General features: G+C 50.7%; 23 protein-coding genes, 2 tRNA genes and 1 other RNA gene. 12 read left to right on the top strand and 14 right to left on the bottom strand.

The window, feature by feature from the left end; translation table 11 throughout:
* Positions 1-298 precede the first annotated feature (298 nt).
* On the top strand, positions 299-712 hold the full coding sequence (hns, locus tag ACJHYR_RS15945) for a histone-like nucleoid-structuring protein H-NS (protein WP_001287378.1): 414 nt from the start codon (positions 299-301) through the stop codon (positions 710-712).
* A 144-nt stretch (positions 713-856) separates the two neighbouring features.
* Here hns and galU read toward each other — a convergent pair whose 3' ends face one another.
* The 3 genes from galU to rssA form a co-directional block, all read right to left on the bottom strand.
* Positions 857-1765, bottom strand: coding sequence for a UTP--glucose-1-phosphate uridylyltransferase GalU (gene galU / locus ACJHYR_RS15940; RefSeq protein ID WP_000718999.1), 909 nt, complete (start codon positions 1763-1765; stop codon positions 857-859).
* A 201-nt stretch (positions 1766-1966) separates the two neighbouring features.
* Positions 1967-2980 (bottom strand): two-component system response regulator RssB, encoded by a 1014-nt coding sequence (gene rssB, locus ACJHYR_RS15935; RefSeq protein WP_000193447.1) that lies wholly within the window; start codon positions 2978-2980, stop codon positions 1967-1969.
* Between the two features lie 91 nt (positions 2981-3071).
* Positions 3072-3977, bottom strand: coding sequence for a patatin-like phospholipase RssA (gene rssA, locus ACJHYR_RS15930; protein ID WP_001226476.1), 906 nt, complete (start codon positions 3975-3977; stop codon positions 3072-3074).
* Between the two features lie 112 nt (positions 3978-4089).
* On the opposite strand from rssA, the gene ACJHYR_RS15925 reads away from it, so the two are divergent.
* The 5 genes from ACJHYR_RS15925 to ACJHYR_RS15905 all read left to right on the top strand — a co-directional run bounded on the left by ACJHYR_RS15925 (position 4090) and on the right by ACJHYR_RS15905 (position 5981).
* A complete protein-coding gene (locus tag ACJHYR_RS15925) occupies positions 4090-4548 on the top strand; it encodes a YchJ family protein (RefSeq protein ID WP_001310025.1) in 459 nt (152 codons plus the stop codon).
* A gap of 49 nt (positions 4549-4597) precedes the next feature.
* A complete protein-coding gene (purU, locus tag ACJHYR_RS15920; protein ID WP_000555849.1) occupies positions 4598-5440 on the top strand; it encodes a formyltetrahydrofolate deformylase in 843 nt (280 codons plus the stop codon).
* A gap of 159 nt (positions 5441-5599) precedes the next feature.
* Positions 5600-5684, top strand: a tRNA-Tyr gene (locus ACJHYR_RS15915).
* Between the two features lie 34 nt (positions 5685-5718).
* Positions 5719-5803 (top strand) — tRNA-Tyr (locus tag ACJHYR_RS15910).
* Between the two features lie 46 nt (positions 5804-5849).
* Positions 5850-5981: non-coding RNA, RtT sRNA (locus ACJHYR_RS15905), on the top strand.
* A 183-nt stretch (positions 5982-6164) separates the two neighbouring features.
* On the opposite strand, the gene narI is transcribed toward ACJHYR_RS15905, so the two are convergent.
* The 6 genes from narI to ACJHYR_RS15875 all read right to left on the bottom strand — a co-directional run bounded on the left by narI (position 6165) and on the right by ACJHYR_RS15875 (position 14926).
* Entirely contained in the window at positions 6165-6842 is a 678-nt protein-coding gene (gene narI, locus ACJHYR_RS15900; RefSeq protein WP_001160110.1) for a respiratory nitrate reductase subunit gamma, read from the bottom strand.
* Entirely contained in the window at positions 6842-7552 is a 711-nt protein-coding gene (gene narJ / locus ACJHYR_RS15895; RefSeq protein WP_000571707.1) for a nitrate reductase molybdenum cofactor assembly chaperone, read from the bottom strand. Before narJ ends, narI begins: the two co-directional genes overlap by 1 nt.
* Complete coding sequence (narH, locus tag ACJHYR_RS15890; RefSeq protein ID WP_000702660.1) at positions 7549-9087, bottom strand: nitrate reductase subunit beta; 1539 nt, start codon at positions 9085-9087, stop codon at positions 7549-7551. Before narH ends, narJ begins: the two co-directional genes overlap by 4 nt.
* On the bottom strand, positions 9084-12827 hold the full coding sequence (locus tag ACJHYR_RS15885; RefSeq protein WP_059327928.1) for a nitrate reductase subunit alpha: 3744 nt from the start codon (positions 12825-12827) through the stop codon (positions 9084-9086). The genes narH and ACJHYR_RS15885 overlap by 4 nt, the downstream gene beginning before the upstream one ends.
* Before the next feature lie 394 nt (positions 12828-13221).
* Positions 13222-14613, bottom strand: a complete 1392-nt coding sequence (narK, locus tag ACJHYR_RS15880) for a nitrate transporter NarK (RefSeq protein WP_000019836.1) — start codon at positions 14611-14613, stop codon at positions 13222-13224.
* Between the two features lie 94 nt (positions 14614-14707).
* Entirely contained in the window at positions 14708-14926 is a 219-nt protein-coding gene (locus ACJHYR_RS15875) for a hypothetical protein (protein WP_059327927.1), read from the bottom strand.
* A gap of 25 nt (positions 14927-14951) precedes the next feature.
* Between ACJHYR_RS15875 and narX the strand changes: the two genes are divergently transcribed.
* Positions 14952-16748, top strand: coding sequence for a nitrate/nitrite two-component system sensor histidine kinase NarX (gene narX / locus ACJHYR_RS15870; protein WP_024043903.1), 1797 nt, complete (start codon positions 14952-14954; stop codon positions 16746-16748).
* Complete coding sequence (narL, locus tag ACJHYR_RS15865; RefSeq protein ID WP_033552127.1) at positions 16741-17391, top strand: two-component system response regulator NarL; 651 nt, start codon at positions 16741-16743, stop codon at positions 17389-17391. The genes narX and narL overlap by 8 nt, the downstream gene beginning before the upstream one ends.
* Here narL and ychO read toward each other — a convergent pair whose 3' ends face one another.
* A complete protein-coding gene (ychO, locus tag ACJHYR_RS15860; protein WP_024216692.1) occupies positions 17392-18786 on the bottom strand; it encodes an inverse autotransporter invasin YchO in 1395 nt (464 codons plus the stop codon).
* A gap of 185 nt (positions 18787-18971) precedes the next feature.
* On the opposite strand from ychO, the gene ychN reads away from it, so the two are divergent.
* Positions 18972-19325: a DsrE/F sulfur relay family protein YchN gene (gene ychN, locus ACJHYR_RS15855; RefSeq protein WP_001169669.1), complete on the top strand. Its 354-nt coding sequence runs from the start codon at positions 18972-18974 to the stop codon at positions 19323-19325.
* Between the two features lie 43 nt (positions 19326-19368).
* Here the strand turns inward: ychN and chaC are convergent, their stop codons facing one another.
* Together chaC and chaB are read right to left on the bottom strand one after the other, a co-directional pair.
* On the bottom strand, positions 19369-20064 hold the full coding sequence (chaC, locus tag ACJHYR_RS15850; protein WP_001336325.1) for a glutathione-specific gamma-glutamylcyclotransferase: 696 nt from the start codon (positions 20062-20064) through the stop codon (positions 19369-19371).
* A 157-nt stretch (positions 20065-20221) separates the two neighbouring features.
* Positions 20222-20452: a putative cation transport regulator ChaB gene (chaB, locus tag ACJHYR_RS15845; RefSeq protein ID WP_001146450.1), complete on the bottom strand. Its 231-nt coding sequence runs from the start codon at positions 20450-20452 to the stop codon at positions 20222-20224.
* 269 nt (positions 20453-20721) lie between these two features.
* Between chaB and chaA the strand changes: the two genes are divergently transcribed.
* The 3 genes from chaA to ACJHYR_RS15830 all read left to right on the top strand — a co-directional run bounded on the left by chaA (position 20722) and on the right by ACJHYR_RS15830 (position 22870).
* Positions 20722-21822: a sodium-potassium/proton antiporter ChaA gene (gene chaA / locus ACJHYR_RS15840; protein WP_001309461.1), complete on the top strand. Its 1101-nt coding sequence runs from the start codon at positions 20722-20724 to the stop codon at positions 21820-21822.
* 405 nt (positions 21823-22227) lie between these two features.
* Entirely contained in the window at positions 22228-22335 is a 108-nt protein-coding gene (locus ACJHYR_RS15835; protein ID WP_000170955.1) for a type I toxin-antitoxin system toxin Ldr family protein, read from the top strand.
* A gap of 427 nt (positions 22336-22762) precedes the next feature.
* Positions 22763-22870: a type I toxin-antitoxin system toxin Ldr family protein gene (locus tag ACJHYR_RS15830; RefSeq protein ID WP_000176713.1), complete on the top strand. Its 108-nt coding sequence runs from the start codon at positions 22763-22765 to the stop codon at positions 22868-22870.
* Positions 22871-23017: 147 nt separating this feature from the next.
* Here ACJHYR_RS15830 and kdsA read toward each other — a convergent pair whose 3' ends face one another.
* Positions 23018-23872 carry a 3-deoxy-8-phosphooctulonate synthase gene (gene kdsA / locus ACJHYR_RS15825; protein ID WP_000811065.1) on the bottom strand — a complete coding sequence of 285 codons (855 nt, stop codon included), beginning with the start codon at positions 23870-23872 and terminating at the stop codon, positions 23018-23020.
* Between the two features lie 35 nt (positions 23873-23907).
* Positions 23908-24717, bottom strand: coding sequence for an invasion regulator SirB1 (gene sirB1 / locus ACJHYR_RS15820; RefSeq protein WP_001257044.1), 810 nt, complete (start codon positions 24715-24717; stop codon positions 23908-23910).
* Positions 24718-24719: the final 2 nt, after the last annotated feature.

Here is a 24719-nt window from a genome sequence, read left to right as displayed (position 1 = left end):
AGGGAATTCTCGTAAACACGACTAATACAGAAGACTGAAAGGTCGTCAGCCTACGATAATCTCCCCATAAAATGTGACATGAATCAGGAAGTTTTAACCTCACGTGCTGCGAAATCATCGGCGCAAATAGGGCTATATGCCGCGTCTTTTCTGGCTAATTTTATGAAAAGATATTTATTGGCGGCACAAAATAAAGAACAATTTTGAATTCCTTACATTCCTGGCTATTGCACAACTGAATTTAAGGCTCTATTATTACCTCAACAAACCACCCCAATATAAGTTTGAGATTACTACAATGAGCGAAGCACTTAAAATTCTGAACAACATCCGTACTCTTCGTGCGCAGGCAAGAGAATGTACACTTGAAACGCTGGAAGAAATGCTGGAAAAATTAGAAGTTGTTGTTAACGAACGTCGCGAAGAAGAAAGCGCGGCTGCTGCTGAAGTTGAAGAGCGCACTCGTAAACTGCAGCAATATCGCGAAATGCTGATCGCTGACGGTATTGACCCGAACGAACTGCTGAATAGCCTTGCTGCCGTTAAATCTGGCACCAAAGCTAAACGTGCTCAGCGTCCGGCAAAATATAGCTACGTTGACGAAAACGGCGAAACTAAAACCTGGACTGGCCAGGGCCGTACTCCAGCTGTAATCAAAAAAGCAATGGATGAGCAAGGTAAATCCCTCGACGATTTCCTGATCAAGCAATAATCTTTTGTAGATTGCACTTGCTTAAAAATCCCGCCATCGGCGGGATTTTTTATTGTCCGGTTTAAGACAATTTAATAAGAATAAGCTATAAAAAAACGGCGTCGATTGCTCAACGCCGTTTCGTGGATAACACCGATACGGATGTTACTTCTTAATGCCCATCTCTTCTTCAAGCCAGGCTTTAAATTCCGTACCAAGGGTGTTATGACGAATACCGTATTCAACGAAGGCCTGCATGTAACCTAATTTATTACCACAGTCATGGCTCTTCCCTTTCATATGATAGGCTTCCACCGTTTCTTTTTCGATCAGCATATCAATTGCGTCGGTGAGCTGAATTTCATCACCAGCTCCCGGAGGGGTTTTTGCCAGCAACGGCCAAATATCCGCGCTAAGTACGTAACGACCCACAATAGCGAGATTAGACGGCGCAACATCCGCTTTTGGTTTTTCAACCACGCCAACCATAGGTACGCTTTCACCCGGCGCTAATTCAACGCCTTTGCAATCCACAACGCCATATGCGGTCACATCAGCAACCGGTTCAACCATGATCTGGCTATGACTCGTTTCATCAAAGCGGCGGATCATCTCTGCCAGGTTATCCTGTGACAAATCGGATTCATATTCATCCAGAATAACGTCAGGCAAAATAACAGCCACAGGTTCATCACCCACTACCGGGTGAGCACACAATACCGCATGTCCCAGGCCTTTCGCCAGCCCCTGACGAACTTGCATAATAGTCACGTGCGGCGGACAAATAGACTGCACTTCATCAAGCAGTTGACGTTTTACACGTTTTTCCAGCATTGCTTCCAGTTCAAAACTGGTATCAAAGTGGTTTTCAATCGAGTTTTTAGATGAGTGAGTAACCAGCACAATTTCAGTAATGCCAGCCGCAATACATTCATTCACGACGTATTGAATTAATGGCTTATCGACAAGTGGCAGCATCTCTTTCGGGATGGCTTTCGTCGCCGGCAACATCCTGGTTCCTAATCCCGCAACGGGGATAACGGCTTTTTTGACTTTCGTATTAATGGCAGCCATTTAAATTCTCCTGGACTGTTCGTGTTTTGAACGTGTTCATATTTCTGTATCGCATCCCAGTATATCAGCACCCCGAAGGGGCTAAGTTCTGAAAAGGAGGCGAGTTAGCATAATTAAGACAATTACTTATACGAATGGCGACGATAGTACCACCAGCCGACATTAGCTGGTAATGCAAATTTAGCCCGCGTTATCGTTTGCTCATTCTGCAGACAACATCAAGCGAAGCCGACCACCGGTTCCCCATATTTGGCATTGCCAGGCATCGCATCGCTGGCTCAATTGATTCAAATAAGCGTTACCTAAAGTGCCTAACGGAACACCATTACTGATTTGCACCTGGTGTTCGCCGGTATTTAACGTCGCATTCAGCCCCGCAGAAACCAGAATGAGATTTTTCAGTTCGCGATGATAATAGCCAACTAATAGCGGAAACTGCCCCGGCAGATTGGCCTGACGGAGTAAATGGTTTACCTGCTTCAATAACGCGCCCAACTCTGGCAACCGTTGATTTTGATGTGCAAGCTGTTCCTGTAATAATCCGTTAAACAATGCGCGTAATAACAAGGCAGCAAGTACGCCATTATGTCCAGCTCTGGTGACATCAAGGCAATAAAATGCCAGATCGTTTTCCGAAAGTGCGGCAATATCAAGCACCAGGCCGGGTTTGTCCGCGGCAACCAATTGACGATAATTAACCCGGCAATGGGAAATCACCTGCTGAACCGGCGGTTGCAATTCCTGTAATAATTTCGCCGCTGCGGCAGGGTTATCAACCATTGCATCCCAGTCGCGAAAAAGCCTTTCCTCTTCCTCAACGCGGGAATTAAACATGCTGGGATAGAGACAGGCAAAAACCATCTCGCGCAAGCGATTCAGATCTTTAACTGGTTTCAGCAAAACATCTTCAACGCCCAGACGTAACGCTTTGGCAATATCTGCCATATTTTCAGTGGCAGATATCACCAGAACTGGGGTCTGGTCGCCTCTGTTACGTATATGCTCCAGCAGTTTAAGCCCGTTCATTCGTGGCATCGCGATATCACATATCATCAGGTCTGGAGTGAAACCTCCCAGCAACTCAAGGGCATCCACCCCATCAGCCGCCAGTACCGTTGTCGCTCCCAATGAGGAAAACCACGAATCCAGAAGCGAGCGAAATACCTGCTCATCTTCAACAATGAGAATCTGTTTTCCGACCAATGGCTGCGTCATGTTCTCTCCCCTGACTGGCTTTACTCAATAGTGGCATGCTATTGCCACCTGCGCCTGTCAGAATTAACTTAAGTGTAGATAAAAATTCTGGTCAAATGTTGGTGCGTACCAACGGCAAAAGTTCGTCCATTTTCTTTTCCACTGCCAGCTGCCCGGCCGCAATGGCAGCGTGCGCGCGATGGAAATCAAGCGTAGATATTTGCGGGCAAACAGGTTGAATCAGAATATCGGGCGGATCACCTGCCATGCGGTTCCTTTTAAGGCGGTTCTCCAGCACCTGGATAGAAGTGGTCATAATCTCTGTTGCCGTTGGCGCTGTCACCGCCCGACGTGTCGTTATGCTGCCCAACCTTTCTTTCAGACGCGCATGCCACGGCAGAGAATCACCATTCTCGCTATTTTCTTCACTGACATTAAAGGAGAGCAGATCTTGTTGCATCAAATGAGCATCGTGCTGCAGGTCGACCGCTATCACAATATCAGCACCCAATGCACGCGTGAGCGAAATAGGAATTGGGTTAACTACAGCGCCATCAACCAGCCAGTAGCCGTTATGCGCAACGGGTGCCATTAGTCCTGGAATACTGCATGATGCACGAATAGCAAGATGAAGATCGCCTTCAGTAAACCATAATTCGCGCCCAGTACTTAAATTGGTGGCAACAGCCGCGAAGCGACGGGAACAATTTTCGATCTCGGTTTCCGGCATTATTTCGCGATATTGATTGAAGACACGCTCGCCGCGCAGTAACCCACCGCGCTGCCAGGAGAGATCCATCAGGCGTAAAACATCCCAATAACTGAAAGAGGTCACCCAATCTTCCAGCGCAGATAGTCGATCGCATGCATAGGCAGCGCCCACCAGCGAACCAATTGAACATCCTGCAACGATATCAATTTCAATACCCACTTTTTTTAGCGCATTAATAACGCCAATATGCGACCAACCTCTCGCCGCGCCAGATCCCAGCGCCAGCCCTATTTTTATCTTTCTCATTATTCCCGCAAGATTCCCCTGGAATGCAATCGTAGCAACATCGCTACTGCTCGGTTAACATAGTGCTACTCAGGCGGTTAATACGCCGTTATTGTTTCCAGGGAGATTATTTGTGTCTCAGCTTTGTCCCTGTGGTAGTGCTGTCGAGTATAGCCTATGTTGCCACCCTTATGTGTCTGGTGAAAAGGTTGCACCTGATCCAGAACATCTCATGCGTTCGCGTTACTGCGCTTTTGTGATGAAAGACGCAGATTATTTAATAAAGACCTGGCATCCATCTTGTGGAGCGGCGGCGTTACGTGCCGAATTGATTGCCGGATTTGCGCATACTGAATGGTTGGGATTGACCGTATTTGAACATTGTTGGCAGGACGTCGACAATATCGGATTTGTCAGTTTTGTTGCGCGATTTACCGAAGGTGGCAAAACAGGTGCAATCATTGAACGTTCGCGATTTTTGAAAGAAAACGGTCAATGGTACTATATTGACGGTACACGTCCGCAGTTTGGCCGCAACGATCCCTGCCCTTGTGGTTCAGGTAAAAAATTTAAAAAGTGCTGCGGCCAATAATGGTTGACGGTACGGTTTAGCAAACACTCTCAACAAGGTTTTTCCAGCAATGCATTCACTCCAACGTAAAGTTCTGCGTACTATTTGTCCGGACCAAAAAGGTCTGATCGCACGTATTACCAATATTTGCTACAAGCACGAGTTAAATATCGTACAGAACAATGAATTTGTTGATCACCGTACCGGGCGCTTTTTTATGCGCACGGAACTGGAAGGAATTTTTAATGATTCCACCCTGCTGGCGGATCTCGACAGCGCATTGCCAGAAGGCTCCGTACGTGAGCTGAATCCTGCTGGTCGTCGCCGGATAGTGATTCTGGTCACTAAAGAGGCGCATTGCCTTGGCGATTTGTTGATGAAAGCCAATTACGGCGGCCTGGATGTCGAAATCGCGGCAGTTATTGGTAACCACGATACTTTACGTTCTCTGGTTGAGCGTTTTGATATTCCGTTTGAGCTGGTAAGCCATGAAGGGTTAAGCCGCAACGAGCACGATCAAAAGATGGCGGATGCCATTGATGCTTATCAGCCTGACTACGTGGTGCTGGCGAAGTATATGCGGGTATTAACGCCAGAATTTGTGGCACGCTTCCCGAATAAGATCATCAATATTCACCATTCATTCCTGCCAGCGTTTATCGGCGCACGTCCTTATCACCAGGCCTATGAACGTGGCGTGAAGATTATTGGCGCAACCGCTCACTATGTGAATGACAATCTGGACGAAGGTCCAATCATCATGCAGGACGTTATTCATGTCGATCATACCTACACAGCTGAAGATATGATGCGCGCAGGTCGTGACGTCGAGAAAAACGTCTTAAGTCGCGCACTCTACAAAGTACTGGCGCAGCGCGTCTTTGTTTACGGTAATCGGACGATTATTCTTTAATCGCCAGCAAAAATAACTGGTTACCTTTAATCCGTTACGGGTGAAAATTACGCAACCAGTTCATTTTTCTCAACGTAACACTTTACAGCGGCGCGTCATTTGATATGATGCGCCCCGCTTCCCGATAAGGGAGCAGGCCAGTAAAAAGCATTACCCCGTGGTGGGGTTCCCGAGCGGCCAAAGGGAGCAGACTGTAAATCTGCCGTCATCGACTTCGAAGGTTCGAATCCTTCCCCCACCACCATCTCAAGCATTACCTCAAAATTTGAATTACCCCTGGTGGGGTTCCCGAGCGGCCAAAGGGAGCAGACTGTAAATCTGCCGTCATCGACTTCGAAGGTTCGAATCCTTCCCCCACCACCATCACTTTCAAAAGTCCGTGAACTCTCAAACGAATCCGCGATTAAATATTCTGCCCATGCGGGGAAGGATGAGAAGCTTCGACCAAGGTGCGACTCGAGCGCCAGCGAGAAAGCGTTGCCGCAGGCAACGACCCGAAGGGTGAAGCGCGCAGCGCTGAGTAATCCTTCCCCCACCACCATCACTTCCTGTAAATACTCAAAACCTGTTACTCCGAGCTAATTCTACCCAATGGCACCGCGTTTACCGGACCTACAATATCCTCCCCTGTAGGTCGGATAAGCGAAGCGCATCCGACAACTCACCCCGTACCGTGCCCATAAAAAACCCCGCCGAAGCGGGGTCTATGCAAACTAAAATTCGCTTAGTGACGAGCGCGCACCAGCTGATACTTACGTGTCAGATACTCCACCGGTACGCTCCAGATGTGCACCAGACGCGAGAACGGGAACAGCAGGAATAACGTCATCCCCAACACCAGGTGCAGACGGAAGATAAATGCCACACCATCAAGGTGTTGAGAAGCACCACCGTGGAAGGTCACTACCGACTGCGCCCAGCCAACCAGTTTCATCATCTCGCTACCGTCCATATGCTGGGCTGAGAACGGAATGGTCAGCAAGCCCAGCGCGCACTGGATAACGAGCAGCGACAGGATCAGGATATCCGCTCCGGTAGTCGTTGCACGCACGCGTGGGCTGAACAGACGACGTTTCAGCAACAGCACGCCGCCAATCAGACACAGCACGCCGCTGGCACCACCAGCAAACATCGCCATTTTTTGTTTCACTTCAATCGGCAGCCAGGCTTCATACATCCAGTGCGGCGTCAGCATACCGAAGAAGTGACCGACAAAAATCCCCAGAATACCGATATGGAACAGGTTCGACGCCAGGTTCATCCCTTTGCGATCCAGCATCTGGCTGGACGCCGCGCGCCAGGTGTACTGCCCGTAGTCATAACGCAGCCAGCTACCAATCAGGAAGACCGCCCCGGCTATGTACGGGTAGATATCAAAGAAGAACATATTCAGGAATTGCATTAGTGCTGTCCTCCGGTGGTGATATTCAGATATTGCGGCGCGACGGCACCGGCAAAGCGACGCTGATGAGCAGTGATTGCTGAATCACCGCAGCCTTTGTCAGCAAAGAATTTAACCTGCTCTTCTTCCCAGACAGCATCCAGCGCCTGCGGCGTATCGTCGCGCGCTTCGTCGGCAATTTTTTCCGCCACTTTGTCACTGTCGATAGCGGTATTGGCCAGTTTCAGCAGCAGATCAAACAGCACGGCATAACGGCTTTCACGCTGTTGCAGACGCGCGCTCAGCAATGCCAGAATCGGCGCAATATCTTTCAAACCCTCCACGGCTTCGCTTTGCGGCAGCTGCGCCAGATACTCCAGATACAGCGGCAGGTGGTCCGGCAATTCGCGGCTGTTTAACTGCAAACCGTGCTGCTCGTACTGTGCCAGCAGGTCCACCATCGCCTGACCGCGATCGCGGGATTCCCCGTGAACGTGTTCAAACAGCAACAGCGACGTGGCGCGACCACGATCGAACAGTTCGCTGTACTGAGCCTGGGCATCGAGCGGATCCATCGTCGTTAAATCGCGCAGGAAAATGCCCAGCGCATGGGCATCTTCTTTCGACAGATTTTTCGACGCAGCAATTGCCTCAAACATCTCTTGTTGATGCTGCCATAAAGCAGCATCCGGATATTCAAGGAGACGCGATACAATCACGAGTTCGATCATGGGTGCGGCTCCGTTTTGCTGGTTACGTCGATGGCATCGATACGGCGGCTGTTGAACAGATTGAATTTGGTATCTGAACCGTGGCAGCCATCACCAAAGGTAAAGCCGCAGCCATTTTTCTCCGGGAAGGCTTCCCGCGCCAGTTCACGATGACTGCTCGGCACCACAAAGCGATCTTCGTAGTTAGCAATCGCCAGATAACGGTACATCTCCTGTGCCTGGGCTTCGGTCAGACCGACCTCTTCCAGCGCACGGGTATCGACTTTACCGTCAACGGTTTCAGCACGTTTGTAATGACGCATCGCCAGCATACGTTTCAGCGCGCGCAGTACCGGTTTGGTATCACCGGCGGTCAGCAGATTCGCCAGATACTGTACCGGAATACGCAGGCTTTCGACGTCTGGCAGAATGCCGTTGCTGCCCAGCTCACCCGCGTCTGCTGCAGACTGAATCGGCGACAGAGGCGGCACGTACCAGACCATCGGCAGTGTGCGATATTCTGGATGCAGCGGCAGCGCCAGTTTCCATTCCATCGCCATTTTATAAACCGGCGACTGCTGTGCGGCTTCAATAACGCTCAGCGGAATACCGTCTTTAATTGCCTGCTCGATGACTTTCGGATCGTTCGGATCGAGGAACACCTCCAGCTGACGCTGGTAGAGATCTTTCTCGTTCTCGGTGCTGGCTGCACGTTCAATGGCGTCCGCATCGTACAGCAGCACGCCGAGATAACGGATACGACCGACACAGGTTTCAGAGCACACCGTCGGCTGACCCGCTTCAATACGCGGATAGCAGAAGATGCACTTCTCAGACTTACCGCTCTTCCAGTTGAAGTAGATTTTTTTGTATGGGCATCCGGTGATGCACATACGCCAGCCACGGCATTTATCCTGGTCGATCAGGACGATGCCATCTTCTTCACGCTTGTAAATCGCACCGCTCGGGCAGGTCGCCACACATGCCGGGTTCAGGCAGTGTTCGCACAGGCGCGGCAAATACATCATGAAGGTGTTTTCGAACTGGCTATACATCGCCTTCTGGATGTTGTCGAAGTTCTTGTCTTTCGCCAGTTTGTCAAACTCACCGCCCAGGTCATCTTCCCAGTTCGGCCCTTTTTCGATTTTCGCCATCCGTTCCCCGGTAATCAGCGAACGCGGACGGGCAATCGGCTGCGATTTGCTGCCTTCCGGCGCGGTATGCAGGTTCTGATAGTCAAAATCGAACGGCTCGTAATAATCGTCGATCCCCGGCAGATGCGGGTTAGCGAAGATTTTACCCAGCAGCATGGCACGGTTACCCATGCGCGGCTGCAGTTTGCCGTTGATTTTACGAATCCAGCCGCCTTTGTATTTTTCCTGGTTTTCCCAGTCAGTCGGGAAGCCCTGGCCCGGCTTGGTTTCCACGTTGTTGAACCACGCGTATTCCACGCCTTCGCGGCTGGTCCAGACGTTTTTACAGGTAACTGAACAGGTGTGGCAGCCGATGCACTTATCGAGATTCAGCACCATGCCGACTTGTGAACGAATTTTCATTTTACGCTCTCCTGTACCTGGTCATTGCCTTCGCCATCTAACCAGTCAATGTTCTTCATCTTACGCACCACAACAAACTCATCGCGGTTAGAACCTACGGTGCCGTAGTAGTTAAAGCCGTATGCCAGATGGGCATAGCCGCCAATCATATGCGTCGGTTTCGGCGTGATACGGGTGACCGAGTTATGGATACCACCACGCTGTTGGGTAATTTCCGAACCCGGCAGGTTAACGATACGTTCCTGCGCGTGGTACATCATGGTCATCCCTGCCGGAACACGCTGGCTGACAACCGCACGGGCAGTCAGTGCACCGTTGCTGTTGAAGACTTCAATCCAGTCGTTATCGGCGATACCCAGCTCTTTGGCATCGGCTTCACTCAACCAGACCACCGGACCACCGCGACCTAAAGTCAGCATCAGCAGGTTGTCGCTGTAGGTGGAGTGGATACCCCACTTCTGGTGCGGCGTCAGGAAGTTGAGCGCTTTTTCCGGGTTACCGTTAGATTTCTGGCCCATCACCTCTTTTACCGAACGGGTGTCGATTGGCGGGCGATAAACCAGCAGGCTTTCACCGAAATCACGCATCCACTGGTGATCCTGATACAGCTGCTGACGGCCAGAGAGCGTACGCCATGGGATCAGCTCGTGAACGTTGGTGTAACCGGCGTTGTAAGAAACGTGTTCATCTTCAAGGCCAGACCAGGTCGGGCTGGAGATGATTTTGCGCGGCTGTGCCTGAATATCGCGGAAGCGAATCTTCTCGTCTTCTTTATTCAGCGCCAGATGCGTATGGTCACGACCGGTAAACTCGCTCAGGGCAGCCCAGGCTTTCACGGCTACCTGACCGTTGGTTTCCGGTGCCAGCGTCAGGATCATCTCTGCCGCATCAATTGCGGTGTTCAGCATGGGCTGGCCTTTTGCCGGACCTTCCGCTTTGGTGTAGTTGAGCTTACGCAGCAGATCCATCTCGCTCTGGGTGTTCCAGGCAATCCCTTTACCGCCGTTACCGATTTTCTCCATCAGCGGGCCGATAGAGGTAAAGCGTTCGTAAGTTGCCGGAAAATCGCGCTCTACGACCATAATGTGCGGTGCAGTTTTACCTGGGATCAGGTCGCATTCGCCTTTTTTCCAGTCTTTCACATCCAGCGGTTGCGCCAGTTCAGCGGCAGAGTCGTGCTGGATAGGCAGCGTGACGATGTCAGTTTCTTTACCCAGATGACCAACGCACACTTCGGAGAATTTCTTCGCGATGGCTTTGTAGATTTCCCAGTCGCTTTTCGCTTCCCAGGCCGGATCGACCGCCGCAGACAGCGGGTGAATAAACGGATGCATATCCGAAGTATTCATGTCGTCTTTTTCGTACCAGGTCGCCGTCGGCAAAATGATGTCGGAATAGAGACAGGTGCTCGACAGACGGAAGTCCAGCGTCACCACCAGATCCAGCTTGCCTTCCAGACCGTTGTCCTGCCAGTCCACTTCTTCCGGCTTCACGCCGCCCTGCTGCCCCAGATCTTTACCCTGGATACCGTGCTCCGTCCCCAGCAGGTACTTGAGCATAAACTCATGACCTTTACCGGAAGAACCGAGCAGGTTAGAACGCCAGATGAACAGGTTACGCGGGTGGTTTTTACCGTTTTCTGGTTGTTCTGCCGCAAAACGGATAGAACCCTCTTTCAGAGATTTCACGGTGTAATCCACCGGATTCATGCCCGCTTTTTCCGCTTCGCGAGCGATGGTTAGCGGGTTAGTGCCTAACTGCGGCGCAGACGGCAGCCAGCCCATGCGTTCTGCACGGACGTTAAAGTCGATCAGATGTCCGGTATAACGGGATTTATCCGCCATCGGCGACAACAACTCTTCTGCGGTCACGGTTTCATAACGCCACTGGCTGGAGTGGTTATAGAAATAAGAGGTGCTGTTCATGTGACGCGCCGGACGCTGCCAGTCAAGAGCAAACGCCAGCGGCTGCCAGCCGGTTTGCGGACGCAGTTTTTCCTGACCTACATAGTGCGCCCAGCCGCCCCCGCTCTGACCGACACAACCGCAGAAAATCAGCATGTTGATCAGACCACGATAGTTCATATCGAGGTGATACCAGTGGTTCAGCCCCGCACCGACGATAATCATCGAACGACCGTGCGTTTTATCAGCGTTATCGGCAAATTCACGGGCGATGCGAATAATCTGGCTACGAGAAACGCCGGTAATCTGCTCGGCCCAGGCCGGGGTATAAGCTTTCACATCGTCATAGCTGGTTGCACAGTTAACGTCGTTCAGGCCACGTTCCAGACCGTAGTTTGCCAGCGTCAGATCATAAACGGTGGTCACCAGGGCGGTGCTGCCATCAGCCAGTTGCAGGCGTTTCACCGGCAGCTTGTGCAGCAGCACGTTTTCCAGTTCCACTTTGTTGAAGTGTTCCGTGCCGTCGCCACCAAAGTACGGGAAGCCCACCTCAGCGATCTCATCCTGGCTACCCAGCAGGCTCAGTTGCAGCTCGGTTTCTTCGCCAGTTTTGCCGTCGCGCTGTTCAAGATTCCATTTGCCCTTCTCGCCCCAGCGGAAGCCAATAGAACCGTTCGGCGCAACCATTTCGCCATTGGTATTAAAGGCGACAGTTTTCCATTCCGGATTGTTTTCCTGGCCCAGCGCATCCACCAGATCAGCAGCGCGCAGCATACGACCTGCGGCGTAGTAACCGTCGCGTTCTTCCAGCATCACCAGCATCGGCATGTCGGTGTAGCGACGCACATAGTCGGTGAAATACTGGCTTGGGTTGTCGAGGTGGAATTCACGCAGCATTACGTGGCCCATCGCCAGCGCCATTGCCGCATCGGTGCCCTGTTTCGGTGCCAGCCACAGATCGCACAGTTTGGCGATTTCAGCGTAGTCTGGCGTGACGGCAACAGTTTTGGTGCCTTTGTAACGCACTTCAGTAAAGAAGTGAGCATCCGGGGTACGCGTCTGCGGCACGTTTGAACCCCAGGCGATGATGTAGCTGGAGTTGTACCAGTCAGCAGATTCCGGTACGTCAGTCTGCTCGCCCCAGGTTTGCGGAGACGCAGGAGGCAGGTCGCAGTACCAGTCGTAGAAGCTTAAGCAAGTACCGCCAAGCAGCGAGAGATAACGCGCGCCGGAAGCGTAAGAAACCATCGACATTGCCGGAATTGGCGAGAAGCCAGCGACGCGGTCCGGGCCGTAGTTTTTGATGGTGTAAACGTTAGAGGCGGCGATCAGTTCATTCACTTCCTGCCAGGAAGAACGAACAAAACCACCGCGTCCACGCGCCTGCTTAAAGCTTTTCGCTTTATCGGCGTCTTCAATGATAGAAGCCCATGCCTCAACCGGATCGCTATGCAGCGCTTTCGCTTCACGCCACATTTTCATCAGGCGTTTGCGCATCATCGGGTATTTCAGGCGGTTGGCGCTGTAAAGATACCAGGAGTAGCTGGCACCGCGCGGGCAGCCGCGAGGTTCATGGTTTGGCAGGTCCGGGCGAGTACGCGGATAGTCAGTCTGCTGGGTTTCCCAGGTCACCAGACCGTTTTTGACGTAGATTTTCCAGCTGCAGGAGCCGGTGCAGTTTACCCCGTGGGTAGAGCGGACGATTTTGTCATGCTGCCAACGCTGGCGATATCCATCCTCCCAGTCACGGTTGGTATTGAGAAGCTGGCCATGCCCATCGGCAAAGGTTTCACCCTTCTGTTTGAAGTAGCGAAACCGGTCCAGGAATTTACTCATCGGTTTTCTCCTGTGGGAGCCTGTCGGCCCTCTGATAAATCGACATTGCTAATGTTTAAGGGCAAGGTAACGCTCTGAAACAGCGTGAGAATTGATAACGATCAAGAGTGATGGGGATGAAAAATAAAGTAAATTCCTAAGATACCCCTTTAGGATAATTAACAGCCACCACATAACAGACTGTAAATTAAGACGTTTTATACCTGTAGTTATTTAAACTATTAAGATTTTTATGCAGATGGGTATTAAGGAGTATTCCCCATGGGTAACATATTAATGGCTCTTAATGAAATCCGGCGAAATAAGCCACTCACACATAAGTATGTTGTAACTAAACGACAGATAAAAAAAAGCGCGACATCATGCCGCGCAAAGGATAATCAAATATTAAGATTTATTTTTTAGAATGCCGACCATATACCGCCCAGGTAATCACCACGCAGGCGATATAGAAAATCAAAAATACCTTCATTGCGCCGACTGGCGAACCCGTTAATGCCAGCGAGCTACCAAACGCTTTCGGGATAAAGAAGCCACCAATAGCGCCAATCGCAGAGATGAAACCCAGCGCCGCCGCCGTGTCGGTTGCCGCTTCACGCATCGCTCGTTCGTCAGAACCCCCTTCTGCTTTCACGCGATCCATTGTCAGTTTACGGAAGATCACGGAAATCATCTGGAAAGTGGAACCACTACCCAGCCCAGCTGTCAGGAACAGCGCCAGGAAGACTGCGAAGAACGCCATGAAGCTTCCGCCCTGCCCGTCAGTCGGTAAGGTCAGGAACAGCAGGCCGCTGAAAATCGCCATCAGGATAAAGTTCACCAGTGTGACACGAGTTCCGCCCAGACGGTCAGATAATGCACCACCTGCAGAACGCGCCAGCGCACCAATAAACGGCCCGAAGAAAGCGTATTGCAGAATCTGAACATCCGGGAACTGCGTTTTTGACAGCATCGCAAAGCCCGCGGAGAAGCCGATGAAGGAGCCGAAGGTTGCCAGATACAGCAGGCTCATAATCCACAGATGACCCCGTTTGAGTACCGGCAACTGCTCCTTGATGGAGGCTTTCGAGGTAGCAAGATCGTTCATGCCAAACCACGCCGCAATGGTGAAGATGGCAAGGAACGGCACCCATACCCAGGACGCATTCGCCAGATACAGCTCAGTCCCATCCGGCTGTTTGACACCCTGGCTACCAAATACTGCGAAAATCGACAGTGATACCACCAGCGGAGCAACCAACTGCATGACGCTGACGCCCATGTTGCCCAGACCACCATTCAGGCCCAGCGCGCCACCCTGCTTCTGTTTCGGAAAGAAGAAGCTGATGTTTGCCATACTGGATGCGAAGTTCGCGCCAGCAAAGCCGCACAGCAGAGAGATGATGATGAAGACGCTATAAGGCGTGGAGGTATCCTGCACGGCAAAACCCAGCCAGACGCAAGGAATAATCAGAATACCGGTGCTGAACGCCGTCCAGCGACGACCACCGAAGATTGGAACCATAAAGGAGTATGGAACACGTAATAACGCGCCAGAAACCGAAGGCAGCGCAGTCAACATAAATAGCTGATCGGTCGTAAAATTAAAACCGACTTTCGGTAAGTTCACCGCAACAGCGCTGAACAACATCCATACGCAAAACGCCAGCAGCAGACAGGGAACGGAAATCCACAGGTTGCGGCTGGCAATACGTTGACCGCGTTGTTGCCAGAACGCAGGATCTTCCGGTCGCCAATCTGTAATGACAGCTCCAGTAGCCCTTTCGGGGGCGGATGAGTGACTCATAGACACCTCTGATACTCGTTTCGATGTCTGCCACCTTAGTGTCTGTAGCTAAAGGCAATTTGATGTAAATCAAACGATAAGATAACTTTATCTATCATTGATATTTATCATTACCCATAGTGAGTACAGTGATTTCATAAAAATTATGAGATTTTTCACGGTGCTGTAAAATCCCTACCCTTACCGATGTAAAGCGACTAACCACACGGCAAATAAGGAGTAACTCTTTCCAGGTATGGGTATACTTCATCCAATAGCCGAGAATACTGCCATTCCAGAATGCATCGTCACATTCATTAAGGTTATTGCTCATTTAAAGCCTGAAGGAAGAGGTTTACATGCTTAAACGTTGTCTCTCTCCGCTCACCCTGGTTAATCAGGTTGCGCTTATTGTGTTGCTTTCTACTGCTATTGGACTGGCAGGGATGGCGGTTTCTGGCTGGCTGGTGCAAGGCGTTCAGGGCAGCGCCCATGCGATCAACAAAGCGGGATCGCTGCGCATGCAAAGTTACCGTCTGTTGGCAGCAGTGCCATTAAGCGAGAAAGACAAGCCCTTAATTAAAGAGATGGAACAAACAGCATTTAGCGCCGAATTAACCCGAGCAGCAGAACGAGACGGACAACTGGCGCAATTACAGGGTTTACAAGATTACTGGCGTAATGAACTGATCCCTGCGCTAATGCGTGCACAAAACCGCGAAACGGTGTCAGCGGATGTCAGCCAGTTTGTTGCTGGGCTTGATCAGCTGGTATCTGGTTTTGACCGCACCACGGAAATGCGCATTGAGACAGTGGTACTGGTCCATCGGGTAATGGCGGTATTTATGGCACTTTTACTGGTGTTCACTATTATCTGGTTGCGGGCGCGATTGCTACAACCGTGGCGGCAACTGCTGGCAATGGCGAGTGCCGTCAGTCATCGCGATTTTACCCAACGCGCAAACATCAGCGGGCGCAACGAAATGGCGATGCTTGGAACTGCGTTGAACAATATGTCTGCAGAACTGGCCGAAAGTTATGCCGTACTTGAGCAGCGGGTTCAGGAGAAAACTGCCGGGCTGGAGCATAAAAATCAGATCCTCTCTTTTTTATGGCAGGCTAACCGCCGTTTGCATTCCCGCGCCCCGCTGTGTGAACGCCTGTCACCTGTACTCAACGGCTTACAGAATTTAACCCTGCTACGTGATATCGAACTGCGGGTTTATGATACTGATGATGAAGAGAATCATCAGGAGTTTACCTGCCAGCCAGATATGACTTGTGATGATAAAGGCTGCCAGCTCTGCCCACGCGGCGTATTACCCGTTGGCGATCGCGGCACAACCCTGAAGTGGCGGCTGGCTGACTCTCATACGCAGTACGGTATTTTGCTGGCGACTCTACCGCAGGGGCATCATCTTAGCCATGATCAACAACAACTGGTGGGTACCCTGGTTGAACAACTCACCGCCACGCTGGCGCTGGATCGCCATCAGGAACGTCAGCAACAGTTGATCGTGATGGAAGAGCGTGCCACCATTGCGCGCGAACTGCATGATTCTATTGCCCAATCTCTCTCTTGCATGAAGATGCAGGTGAGTTGTTTACAGATGCAGGGCGATGCGCTGCCAGAAAGCAGCCGCGAACTGTTAAGTCAGATCCGTAACGAACTGAATGCATCCTGGGCGCAGTTGCGTGAATTGCTCACCACATTCCGCTTGCAGCTCACCGAGCCTGGATTACGTCCGGCGCTGGAAGCGAGTTGCGAAGAGTACAGCGCCAAATTTGGCTTCCCGGTGAAGCTGGATTATCAATTGCCGCCTCGTCTGGTGCCCTCGCATCAGGCAATCCACTTGTTGCAAATTGCCCGTGAGGCATTAAGTAACGCCCTCAAACATTCGCAAGCGAGTGAGGTCGTGGTGACGGTGGCGCAAAACGATAATCAGGTCAAACTGACCGTCCAGGATAACGGCTGCGGCGTGCCTGAAAATGCCATCCGCAGCAATCACTACGGCATGATAATAATGCGCGACCGTGCGCAAAGTTTACGAGGCGATTGCCGCGTCCGCCGTCGTGAATCAGGTGGCACCGAAGTGGTGGTCACCTTTATTCCCGAAAAAACTTTCACAGACGTCCAAGGAGATACCCATGAGTAATCAGGAACCGGCTACTATCCTGCTGATCGACGATCACCCGATGCTGCGAACTGGCGTAAAACAGCTTATCAGTATGGCACCAGATATCACCGTGGTTGGCGAAGCGAGTAATGGCGAACAGGGTATTGAACTGGCGGAATCTCTTGATCCCGATTTGATCCTGTTAGATCTCAATATGCCCGGCATGAACGGTCTGGAAACGCTGGATAAACTGCGCGAAAAGTCCCTCTCCGGGCGCATTGTGGTATTCAGCGTTTCTAACCATGAAGAAGATGTGGTCACCGCACTGAAACGCGGCGCGGATGGCTATCTGTTAAAAGATATGGAACCGGAAGATCTGCTGAAAGCGTTACATCAGGCAGCTGCTGGCGAAATGGTATTAAGCGAAGCATTAACGCCTGTTCTGGCCGCCAGCTTGCGTGCTAACCGTGCCACTACTGAGCGCGATGTTAACCAGTTAACCCCACGCGAGCGCGATATTCTCAAGCTGATTGCCCTGGGTTTGCCGAACAAGATGATTGCCCGCCGCCTGGACATCACCGAAAGCACAGTAAAAGTGCACGTCAAGCACATGCTGAAGAAAATGAAGCTCAAGTCTCGCGTGGAAGCAGCAGTATGGGTGCATCAGGAGCGCATTTTCTGATTACGGTTCCCAGCGCAGTTCGTCGTTTGACAATGCGTCGAACGGTTCGACAAGCGTTAGCGTGATCTCATTGGAGGAGACACGCTGCCCCTGGTTATCTTCCACCACCACCGACAATCGCCAGTGATTGCTCGCCCTTTCCCCGTTCTGCCAGTCAGGCATGATCAGCGTCCAGCCCTCCGCGCTGTTGGCTTGTGCGCCTGGCGTTAAACTTAATATCTGCGTATCGCCCTGCCAAATCAGTTGCCGAATACCGTAATGACTGCGGATTTGTAATTTGAGTGGCACTGTTTCGCCAGGTTTTAGATCCCACGGCGGTGTCGCCAGAAACACCGTTAACGTTTTTCGCTGTCGGTACTCAAGAGTCGGTAGATTATTTCGCTGCGGATTATCATAGCGACTACCACGTAACGACTGACTTTCGGCAACCTCGCCCGCAGAAAGTTGTTTTTTGAGCGGGACACCAAAGCGGTAGTTAAGATTCAGCCCGAGGTTATTTTGATTCTCGCCACTTTCACCCTGTTTATGCTGGGCCGTCACAGTGACTAAGGGCACAGGGGTGTAATTTAATCCCAGACTCAACGCGACGGGATTGTGATAACCCGTACCAGAGTTAAACAAATCAACACGATCACCAAAATACTGTTCTACGCTGACACTGGTATTGAGATGTTGATAGAACGGCATGCGCATCCGGGCTGTCAGGTCGTACCCGCGCGCCATCCGTTGTTCCTGCGTGGCTGTCTGTTCATGCCATGCAGCAAACGGCTGGTAAAAGTTTGCCGATAGTCGCAAATATTCGCCCCACGCTTCGGCACCAAAGCCCGCTCGCTGAAGATTTTCGTCCAGCAAGTTGTCATAAAAAGTGTTATAACCCACCAGCCAGCTGCCGCGCGCCCAGCGTTGCCCAACGCCCACATTGCTCACCAACCCATCATCCTGCTGAGTAAGACCCAGCTGGCTCCAGGTGAGATAACGATCATTATCTTGTAACGGCACAAACCAGCTTCCACGACTGCCGGTGAAATGTCCTTCGTTATCCAGTTTGACGTCAACACTGGCATTTCCCCACGGTGATAGCCAGGACTCTACGTGCTGATTAACCTGTTGACTAAGCGCATCGCGGACTTTTCCCAATGCGAAAGCTTTTGCCTGCTCGCCAGTATCCAGCCCGTTATCATTCATACTGGTTTCGCCGAAATCTTTCACAATTTCAGCAAAGTGTTTTTCCCCATCATGATTTTCAGGTGCCATGCCTAAATCCGGCAGATCATCATTGTTATTATCAAAGGGATTTGCCGCTTTTTGCTCGAAGGTAGATTGTGCGTTAGCTGTACCGCCTGCCGCCAGCAAGAGTAAATAAAACGGAATAATGCGAGGAACGAAACGGCTCAAAACGTCGGTAACTTCCGGTAAAAAATGAAAAACCATAGCCCTAAAGAATAACGATTACTGGCAACTTTTGTCGTATTTTCTCGCGCTTTCAGGAAAATCCTTAAAAATGTGACCGATTGGTCAGACGCTGCAGAAGCAGTAAGATAGAAGATGAGTGTCTAATTCCCTGAATACAGGAGTAAATAATGCAAAAAATCGTGATCGTTGCCAATGGCGCACCTTACGGGAGCGAATCCTTGTTTAACAGCTTGCGGCTGGCCATTGCGTTACGAGAGCAGGAGAGCAATCTGGATCTGCGCCTGTTCCTGATGTCTGATGCGGTCACAGCCGGGTTGCGCGGGCAAAAACCAGGGGAAGGCTACAACATTCAGCAAATGCTGGAGATCCTTACCGCTCAGAATGTACCGGTGAAATTGTGCAAAACCTGTACCGACGGGCGCGGGATTAGCACACTTCCTCTGATTGATGGGGTGGAAATCGGTACTCTTGTTGAACTGGCGCAATGGACGCTGTCAGCCGATAAAGTGCTCACATTTTAATGTTTGAGGGGGCGTCTGACGCCCCACTATGAGGGAAGTTTACTCAGGCGAATCCCGGCCGTAAGACACCATCCGGGAAATTCTCCGCCAGCAGTTTTTTTACCGATACCAGCAAATCATTCAGCCCATCGTCCTGCATTCCCAGTTTGATAAGCTCCTGTTCCAGTGAAAACAGGTATTGTGCGTTGGTTCCCAGTGGACCGCTCGCCGCTGCAATCAACGGCGCGATGACCTGAGCGCGAGTGTCAGATTCATATTCTGGATGTCGCGGGTCCATAATAAACACAATGGCGTTTACTGTGCGTCCATCATCAAGATCAAGCTGACACCAGGTTGGCAGATAACAGCCGGTAATCATCTCGCGCTTCCACAACAGGGTTAGTTCCTGCTCCAGCGTCTCTTCTGGCAGTCGATAGGCGACGCCTGTGGTGCGTCCGCCCTCTTTCAGTGCAAGCATCCGTCCCGGCTGGTGCGCAGTCCCACGCCCGGCGGTCAGGCGCAGGCAAAACGCGCGATGCCATCCAACCAGTGTACCGGTGCACGACTCGGTAAACTCCAGTGCCGGATTCCACATCAACGATCCATAACCGAAGATCCACACCGGTCCCTCATCAGGTCGACAAGCCAGCGTCGCCGCCAGCGAAGCCGCCCGTTGCTCTGCTGACCATAAGAGTGATTCTTCAATGGCACCAAATGCCGTTTTACAATCGGCATTCATCAAGAAATCACGCGTTATCACCTTACACCTCCGCCACTGCATACTTCCCTGCGACAACTTTTTGGTGTCTTCCGGACATTTTTACTGCTCATTTTGAAACCACTAACGGGACAATATGCAATCCACGGACCACTTGCAAGGCAACACCGCACGAATAGCTTTAACTAAGCTACCGGTTTTACGATTTTTTATGCCATTTATCATCATCCCCTTTGGCATATTCATGCTTCACAGCAGCCCAGGCCACTTTATGCGAGGTTTCTTCGCGACTGGCGTCATCACGCCGATCTTCTTTATCTTTATATTGCTCCCATGCGCTGTTAAACGCTTCTTTATAGATATCCTGAGCATGAGACGGTAGCACGTGCTTTACGCTTTCCGGCAGATCGCTTTTCGTTTTATACGGCATCGTTGACTCCTTTTACAAAGTTGAACATTAAGTGTGGTCAACAATATCCACTCTTGCCAAAACATAAGAATTTTCATGTCAGACTCTTCTTAAGAAACGCTAAAACAAACATTGTCTAAACGCATTGCTTATTTTTATGGCCCGATGAGTAAAAAATCGACAGCGGGGTAAAAATTCGTAAAATGTTACCGATATCCAGACACTTTCTGTTATTTTTCCTACCTATTTTTTACATTTTCGATAAATTCATCTGCAAAGGGATAACCATAATGTCAAATGCTCAAGAGGCGGTAAAAACCCGCCACAAGGAGACTTCGCTTATTTTCCCGGTTCTGGCGCTGGTAGTGCTGTTCCTGTGGGGAAGCAGCCAGACACTACCAGTGGTCATTGGCATCAATCTTCTTGCTCTTATTGGTATTTTAAGTAGCGCCTTTAGTGTTGTCCGTCATGCGGACGTATTAGCCCATCGCCTGGGAGAACCTTACGGTTCGCTTATTCTTAGCCTTTCAGTGGTTATTCTTGAAGTCAGTTTGATTTCAGCTTTAATGGCAACCGGCGACGCCGCGCCAACGCTAATGCGTGATACGCTCTATTCAATCATTATGATTGTTACCGGTGGGCTGGTTGGCTTTTCATTATTGTTGGGCGGACGCAAGTTTGCCACCCAATATATGAATCTGTTTGGTATCAAGCAGTATTTAATTGCGCTGTTCCCCCTGGCGATAATCGTACTGGTATTTCCAATGGCTCTGCCTGCGGCGAATTTTTCAACCGGTCAGGCGTTACTGGTAGCATTAATTTCTGCGGCAATGTATGGCGTATTTTTGCTGATCCAGACCAAAACGCATCAAAGTTTATTTGTCTACGAGCACGAAGATGACAGTGATGATGACGACCCGCACCACGGTAAACCGTCTGCCCATAGCAGCCTTTGGCATGCTATCTGGTTGATTGTCCATCTGATTGCCGTTATTGCAGTCACCAAAATGAACGCCAGCCCGCTGGAGACATTGCTCGACAGCATGAATGCCCCTGTCGCCTTTACTGGCTTCCTGGTGGCTCTGTTGATTCTGTCGCCGGAAGGTTTAGGTGCGTTAAAAGCAGTGTTGAACAACCAGGTCCAGCGCGCGATGAATCTGTTCTTTGGTTCAGTGTTAGCAACCATTTCGCTTACCGTACCTGTCGTCACGCTAATTGCCTTTATGACGGGTAACGAATTGCAGTTTGCACTTGGTGCGCCAGAAATGGTGGTGATGGTGGCCTCTTTAGTGCTGTGCCATATCTCCTTCTCCACCGGACGTACTAACGTGCTCAATGGCGCAGCGCATCTGGCACTGTTTGCCGCCTATTTGATGACGATATTTGCCTGACAGTTATATCTCCTCCGATGACTGAAATCGGGGGAGATAATATAAATTCCTGCTTATTGTATTTCTTCATACTACCTGAACAGGTTGTTAATCAGAATTGCGAGCCTGTACCAGAACCTGCACGAAACCACTGCAACAGCTGTTGAAAAGCCGGAATGTACTCTTCATTGCAAACATTTCAGGAATGAAGTGAAGATGAATTGAGACGTAGTATCCACACCAAGCCGGCGTTATCCGGTGAGGCGCAATGTTGCGGGGGCTTTATCCCTGGTGGCATTGGTTGCTGGAAAGAGAAAACCCCCGCACGTTGAGAGGTAAAACCTGACAACAGAACGGGGGCTAATCTTGAACCATCAACACTTCAAGAATAGCCGCAAAATGTTGTCATTACAACAAGGCGGCTATATGACGCTCGCGCAGTTTGCCATGATTTTCTGGCACGACCTGGCAGCACCGATCCTGGCGGGAATTATTACCGCAGCGATTGTCAGCTGGTGGCGTAACCGGAAGTAAGGTGAAAACGGGCGTCAGGCTGCCTTGATGGCAATATGCGCCCGAAACCGGCCGCAGGGGTAACAGCCTGCGGCCTTTTTTGTTTTTATCTCTTCCACAAGTAAATATTGGCAACCCGAGCTGGAAGCATCATCCAGAGCACTCATGAAACGACTGTAACAGCTGTTGAAAAACCGGAATGCACTCTTCATTGCATACATTTCAGGGATGAAGTGAAGATGAATTGAGTCGTAGTATCCACACCAAGCCGGCGTTATCCGGTGAGGCGCAATGTTGCGGGGGCTCTATCCCTGGTGGCATTGGTTGCTGGAAAGAGAAAACCCCCGCACGTTGAGAGGTATAACCTGACAACAGAACGGGGGCTAATCTTGAACCAGAACAATTCAAGAATAGCCGCAAAATGTTGTCATTACAACAAGGCGGCTATATGACGCTCACGCAGTTTGCCATGACTTTCTGGCACGACCTGGCAGCACCGATCCTGGCGGGAATTATTACCGCAGCGATTGTCAGCTGGTGGCGTAACCGGAAGTAAGGTGAAAACGGGCGTCAGGCTGCCGTGATGGCAATATGCGCCCGAAACCGGCCGCAGGAGTAACAGCCTGCGGCCTTTTTTGTATCCGGCCCCATGAAAAAAGCCTTAACGCAGAACGCTAAGGCTTTAGTTTTCAGGCAAAAAAGATTACTTGCTGGTATCCAGTTCTTCGAAACCTTTCACCAGGTCATCAATCGCTTTCATCTGCTTGAGGAACGGTTCCAGTTTAGCCAGCGGCAGCGCAGATGGACCATCACATTTCGCATGTTCCGGATCCGGATGCGCTTCAATAAACAGCCCCGCCAGACCTACCGCCATACCGGCTCGTGCCAGCTCAGCCACCTGAGCACGACGACCACCGGAAGCTGCGCCAAACGGATCGCGGCATTGCAGTGCGTGGGTCACGTCGAAAATCACCGGCGAGTTACCAGACACTTTCTTCATAATGCTGAAGCCCAGCATATCGACAACCAGGTTGTCATAGCCGAAGTTAGCACCGCGATCGCAAAGAATCACTTTTTCGTTGCCGCCTTCTTTGAATTTATCAACGATATTACCCATCTGTCCCGGGCTGACAAACTGTGGTTTCTTGACGTTAATTACCGCACCGGTTTTCGCCATGGCTTCAACCAGGTCAGTCTGGCGAGCAAGAAACGCCGGCAACTGAATCACATCCACGACATCCGCAACGGGCTGTGCCTGACTTGGTTCGTGAACGTCGGTGATAATTTTCACGCCAAAAGTCTGCTTCAACTCCTGGAAGATTTTCATCCCTTCTTCCAGGCCCGGTCCACGATAAGAGTGGATGGAGGAGCGGTTGGCTTTGTCAAAAGAGGCTTTGAACACGTAAGGGATACCCAGTTTCTGGGTCACGGTTACGTAGTGCTCGCAAATGCGCATCGCCAGATCGCGAGATTCCAGCACGTTCATACCGCCAAACAGTACGAACGGCAGGTCATTTGCTACGTTGATGTCGCCAATGCTAACCACTTTTTGTTTCATAGGATCGCCTTAATCTTGAGTAAAATGTCGATTAATTAATGCAGCACAATATGTTTATGCGCGATGTTATTTATTTGCGCACGGATCATTTCGCTGATCGGGTCTTCCGGACACTGTTCAACGAAATAACTTAAATCGTTCAACGCAACGTGTTCGCAATCCAGTTGCGCATAAATCAACCCGCGATCGCGAATTTCATAGGGATCTTCCGGGTTGAATTGTAATAAAGCTTCGCTGGTACGTAGCGCCAGCTCCATCTGATTTTCTTCCATCAACGAAGCTTTGAGTGTATCCAGCAATTTGCGGATTACCTCAATGTTATCAGCTTCATCAAGGTCTTCATAAAACAGTTCCGCAGACGGGCTGATATTTCCCTTTAACCATACGTCCAGCATATGTTCGCTTAACGATTCACCGTTAAAAGGATTAATCAGCCAAATTTCGCCATCCGGACATTCAATGCGCAATATCAGCTGCGTAGGGAAAATCACCGGCAGCAGCGGCAAATCGAGACGATTCGCGACCCATAATAAAACGGCACCTAATGATACCGCACTGCCCTGTCGATTCTTTAACACCTGGTCCAGCCATAATGCATCGGAAAGACGATAAACGCCGCGTGAGGCTTTAAATCCCCAGTCGCCGTAAAACAGCGCGATCAGTTTTTCCAGCTGCTCTTCTAAAGGCAGAAGCTGGCTGATTTCTTCCTTCGCCAGACTAACGAGACGCTCCAGTTCGTCGTAAACATCTTGCGAGGGAAAATCGCGGCGGATTGCTTCGCAAGCCAGGATCATGCCTTCGCACAATGGCGCTTTATTAAATTCGAAATCAGCTAACGATCTCATGA

The organism is Escherichia sp. WS1450 (genome assembly GCF_046487395.1).
GTDB lineage: Bacteria > Pseudomonadota > Gammaproteobacteria > Enterobacterales > Enterobacteriaceae > Escherichia > Escherichia coli.
This window is presented reverse-complemented; position numbering and strand designations above follow the sequence as displayed.

What these genes read in the sequence shown, in the direction of transcription:
- ACJHYR_RS15830 (WP_000176713.1), top strand. Translation starts at nt 22,763, where the DNA reads ATGACGCTCACGCAGTTTGCCATGACTTTCTGGCACGACCTGGCAGCA.
- narH (WP_000702660.1), bottom strand. Translation starts at nt 9,087, where the DNA reads ATGAAAATTCGTTCACAAGTCGGCATGGTGCTGAATCTCGATAAGTGC.
- narL (WP_033552127.1), top strand. Translation starts at nt 16,741, where the DNA reads ATGAGTAATCAGGAACCGGCTACTATCCTGCTGATCGACGATCACCCG.
- sirB1 (WP_001257044.1), bottom strand. Translation starts at nt 24,717, where the DNA reads ATGAGATCGTTAGCTGATTTCGAATTTAATAAAGCGCCATTGTGCGAA.
- rssB (WP_000193447.1), bottom strand. Translation starts at nt 2,980, where the DNA reads ATGACGCAGCCATTGGTCGGAAAACAGATTCTCATTGTTGAAGATGAG.
- chaA (WP_001309461.1), top strand. Translation starts at nt 20,722, where the DNA reads ATGTCAAATGCTCAAGAGGCGGTAAAAACCCGCCACAAGGAGACTTCG.
- chaB (WP_001146450.1), bottom strand. Translation starts at nt 20,452, where the DNA reads ATGCCGTATAAAACGAAAAGCGATCTGCCGGAAAGCGTAAAGCACGTG.
- ychN (WP_001169669.1), top strand. Translation starts at nt 18,972, where the DNA reads ATGCAAAAAATCGTGATCGTTGCCAATGGCGCACCTTACGGGAGCGAA.
- kdsA (WP_000811065.1), bottom strand. Translation starts at nt 23,872, where the DNA reads ATGAAACAAAAAGTGGTTAGCATTGGCGACATCAACGTAGCAAATGAC.
- purU (WP_000555849.1), top strand. Translation starts at nt 4,598, where the DNA reads ATGCATTCACTCCAACGTAAAGTTCTGCGTACTATTTGTCCGGACCAA.
- narK (WP_000019836.1), bottom strand. Translation starts at nt 14,613, where the DNA reads ATGAGTCACTCATCCGCCCCCGAAAGGGCTACTGGAGCTGTCATTACA.
- ACJHYR_RS15835 (WP_000170955.1), top strand. Translation starts at nt 22,228, where the DNA reads ATGACGCTCGCGCAGTTTGCCATGATTTTCTGGCACGACCTGGCAGCA.
- ACJHYR_RS15875 (WP_059327927.1), bottom strand. Translation starts at nt 14,926, where the DNA reads ATGAGCAATAACCTTAATGAATGTGACGATGCATTCTGGAATGGCAGT.
- rssA (WP_001226476.1), bottom strand. Translation starts at nt 3,977, where the DNA reads ATGAGAAAGATAAAAATAGGGCTGGCGCTGGGATCTGGCGCGGCGAGA.
- galU (WP_000718999.1), bottom strand. Translation starts at nt 1,765, where the DNA reads ATGGCTGCCATTAATACGAAAGTCAAAAAAGCCGTTATCCCCGTTGCG.
- narJ (WP_000571707.1), bottom strand. Translation starts at nt 7,552, where the DNA reads ATGATCGAACTCGTGATTGTATCGCGTCTCCTTGAATATCCGGATGCT.
- ACJHYR_RS15885 (WP_059327928.1), bottom strand. Translation starts at nt 12,827, where the DNA reads ATGAGTAAATTCCTGGACCGGTTTCGCTACTTCAAACAGAAGGGTGAA.
- hns (WP_001287378.1), top strand. Translation starts at nt 299, where the DNA reads ATGAGCGAAGCACTTAAAATTCTGAACAACATCCGTACTCTTCGTGCG.
- narX (WP_024043903.1), top strand. Translation starts at nt 14,952, where the DNA reads ATGCTTAAACGTTGTCTCTCTCCGCTCACCCTGGTTAATCAGGTTGCG.
- narI (WP_001160110.1), bottom strand. Translation starts at nt 6,842, where the DNA reads ATGCAATTCCTGAATATGTTCTTCTTTGATATCTACCCGTACATAGCC.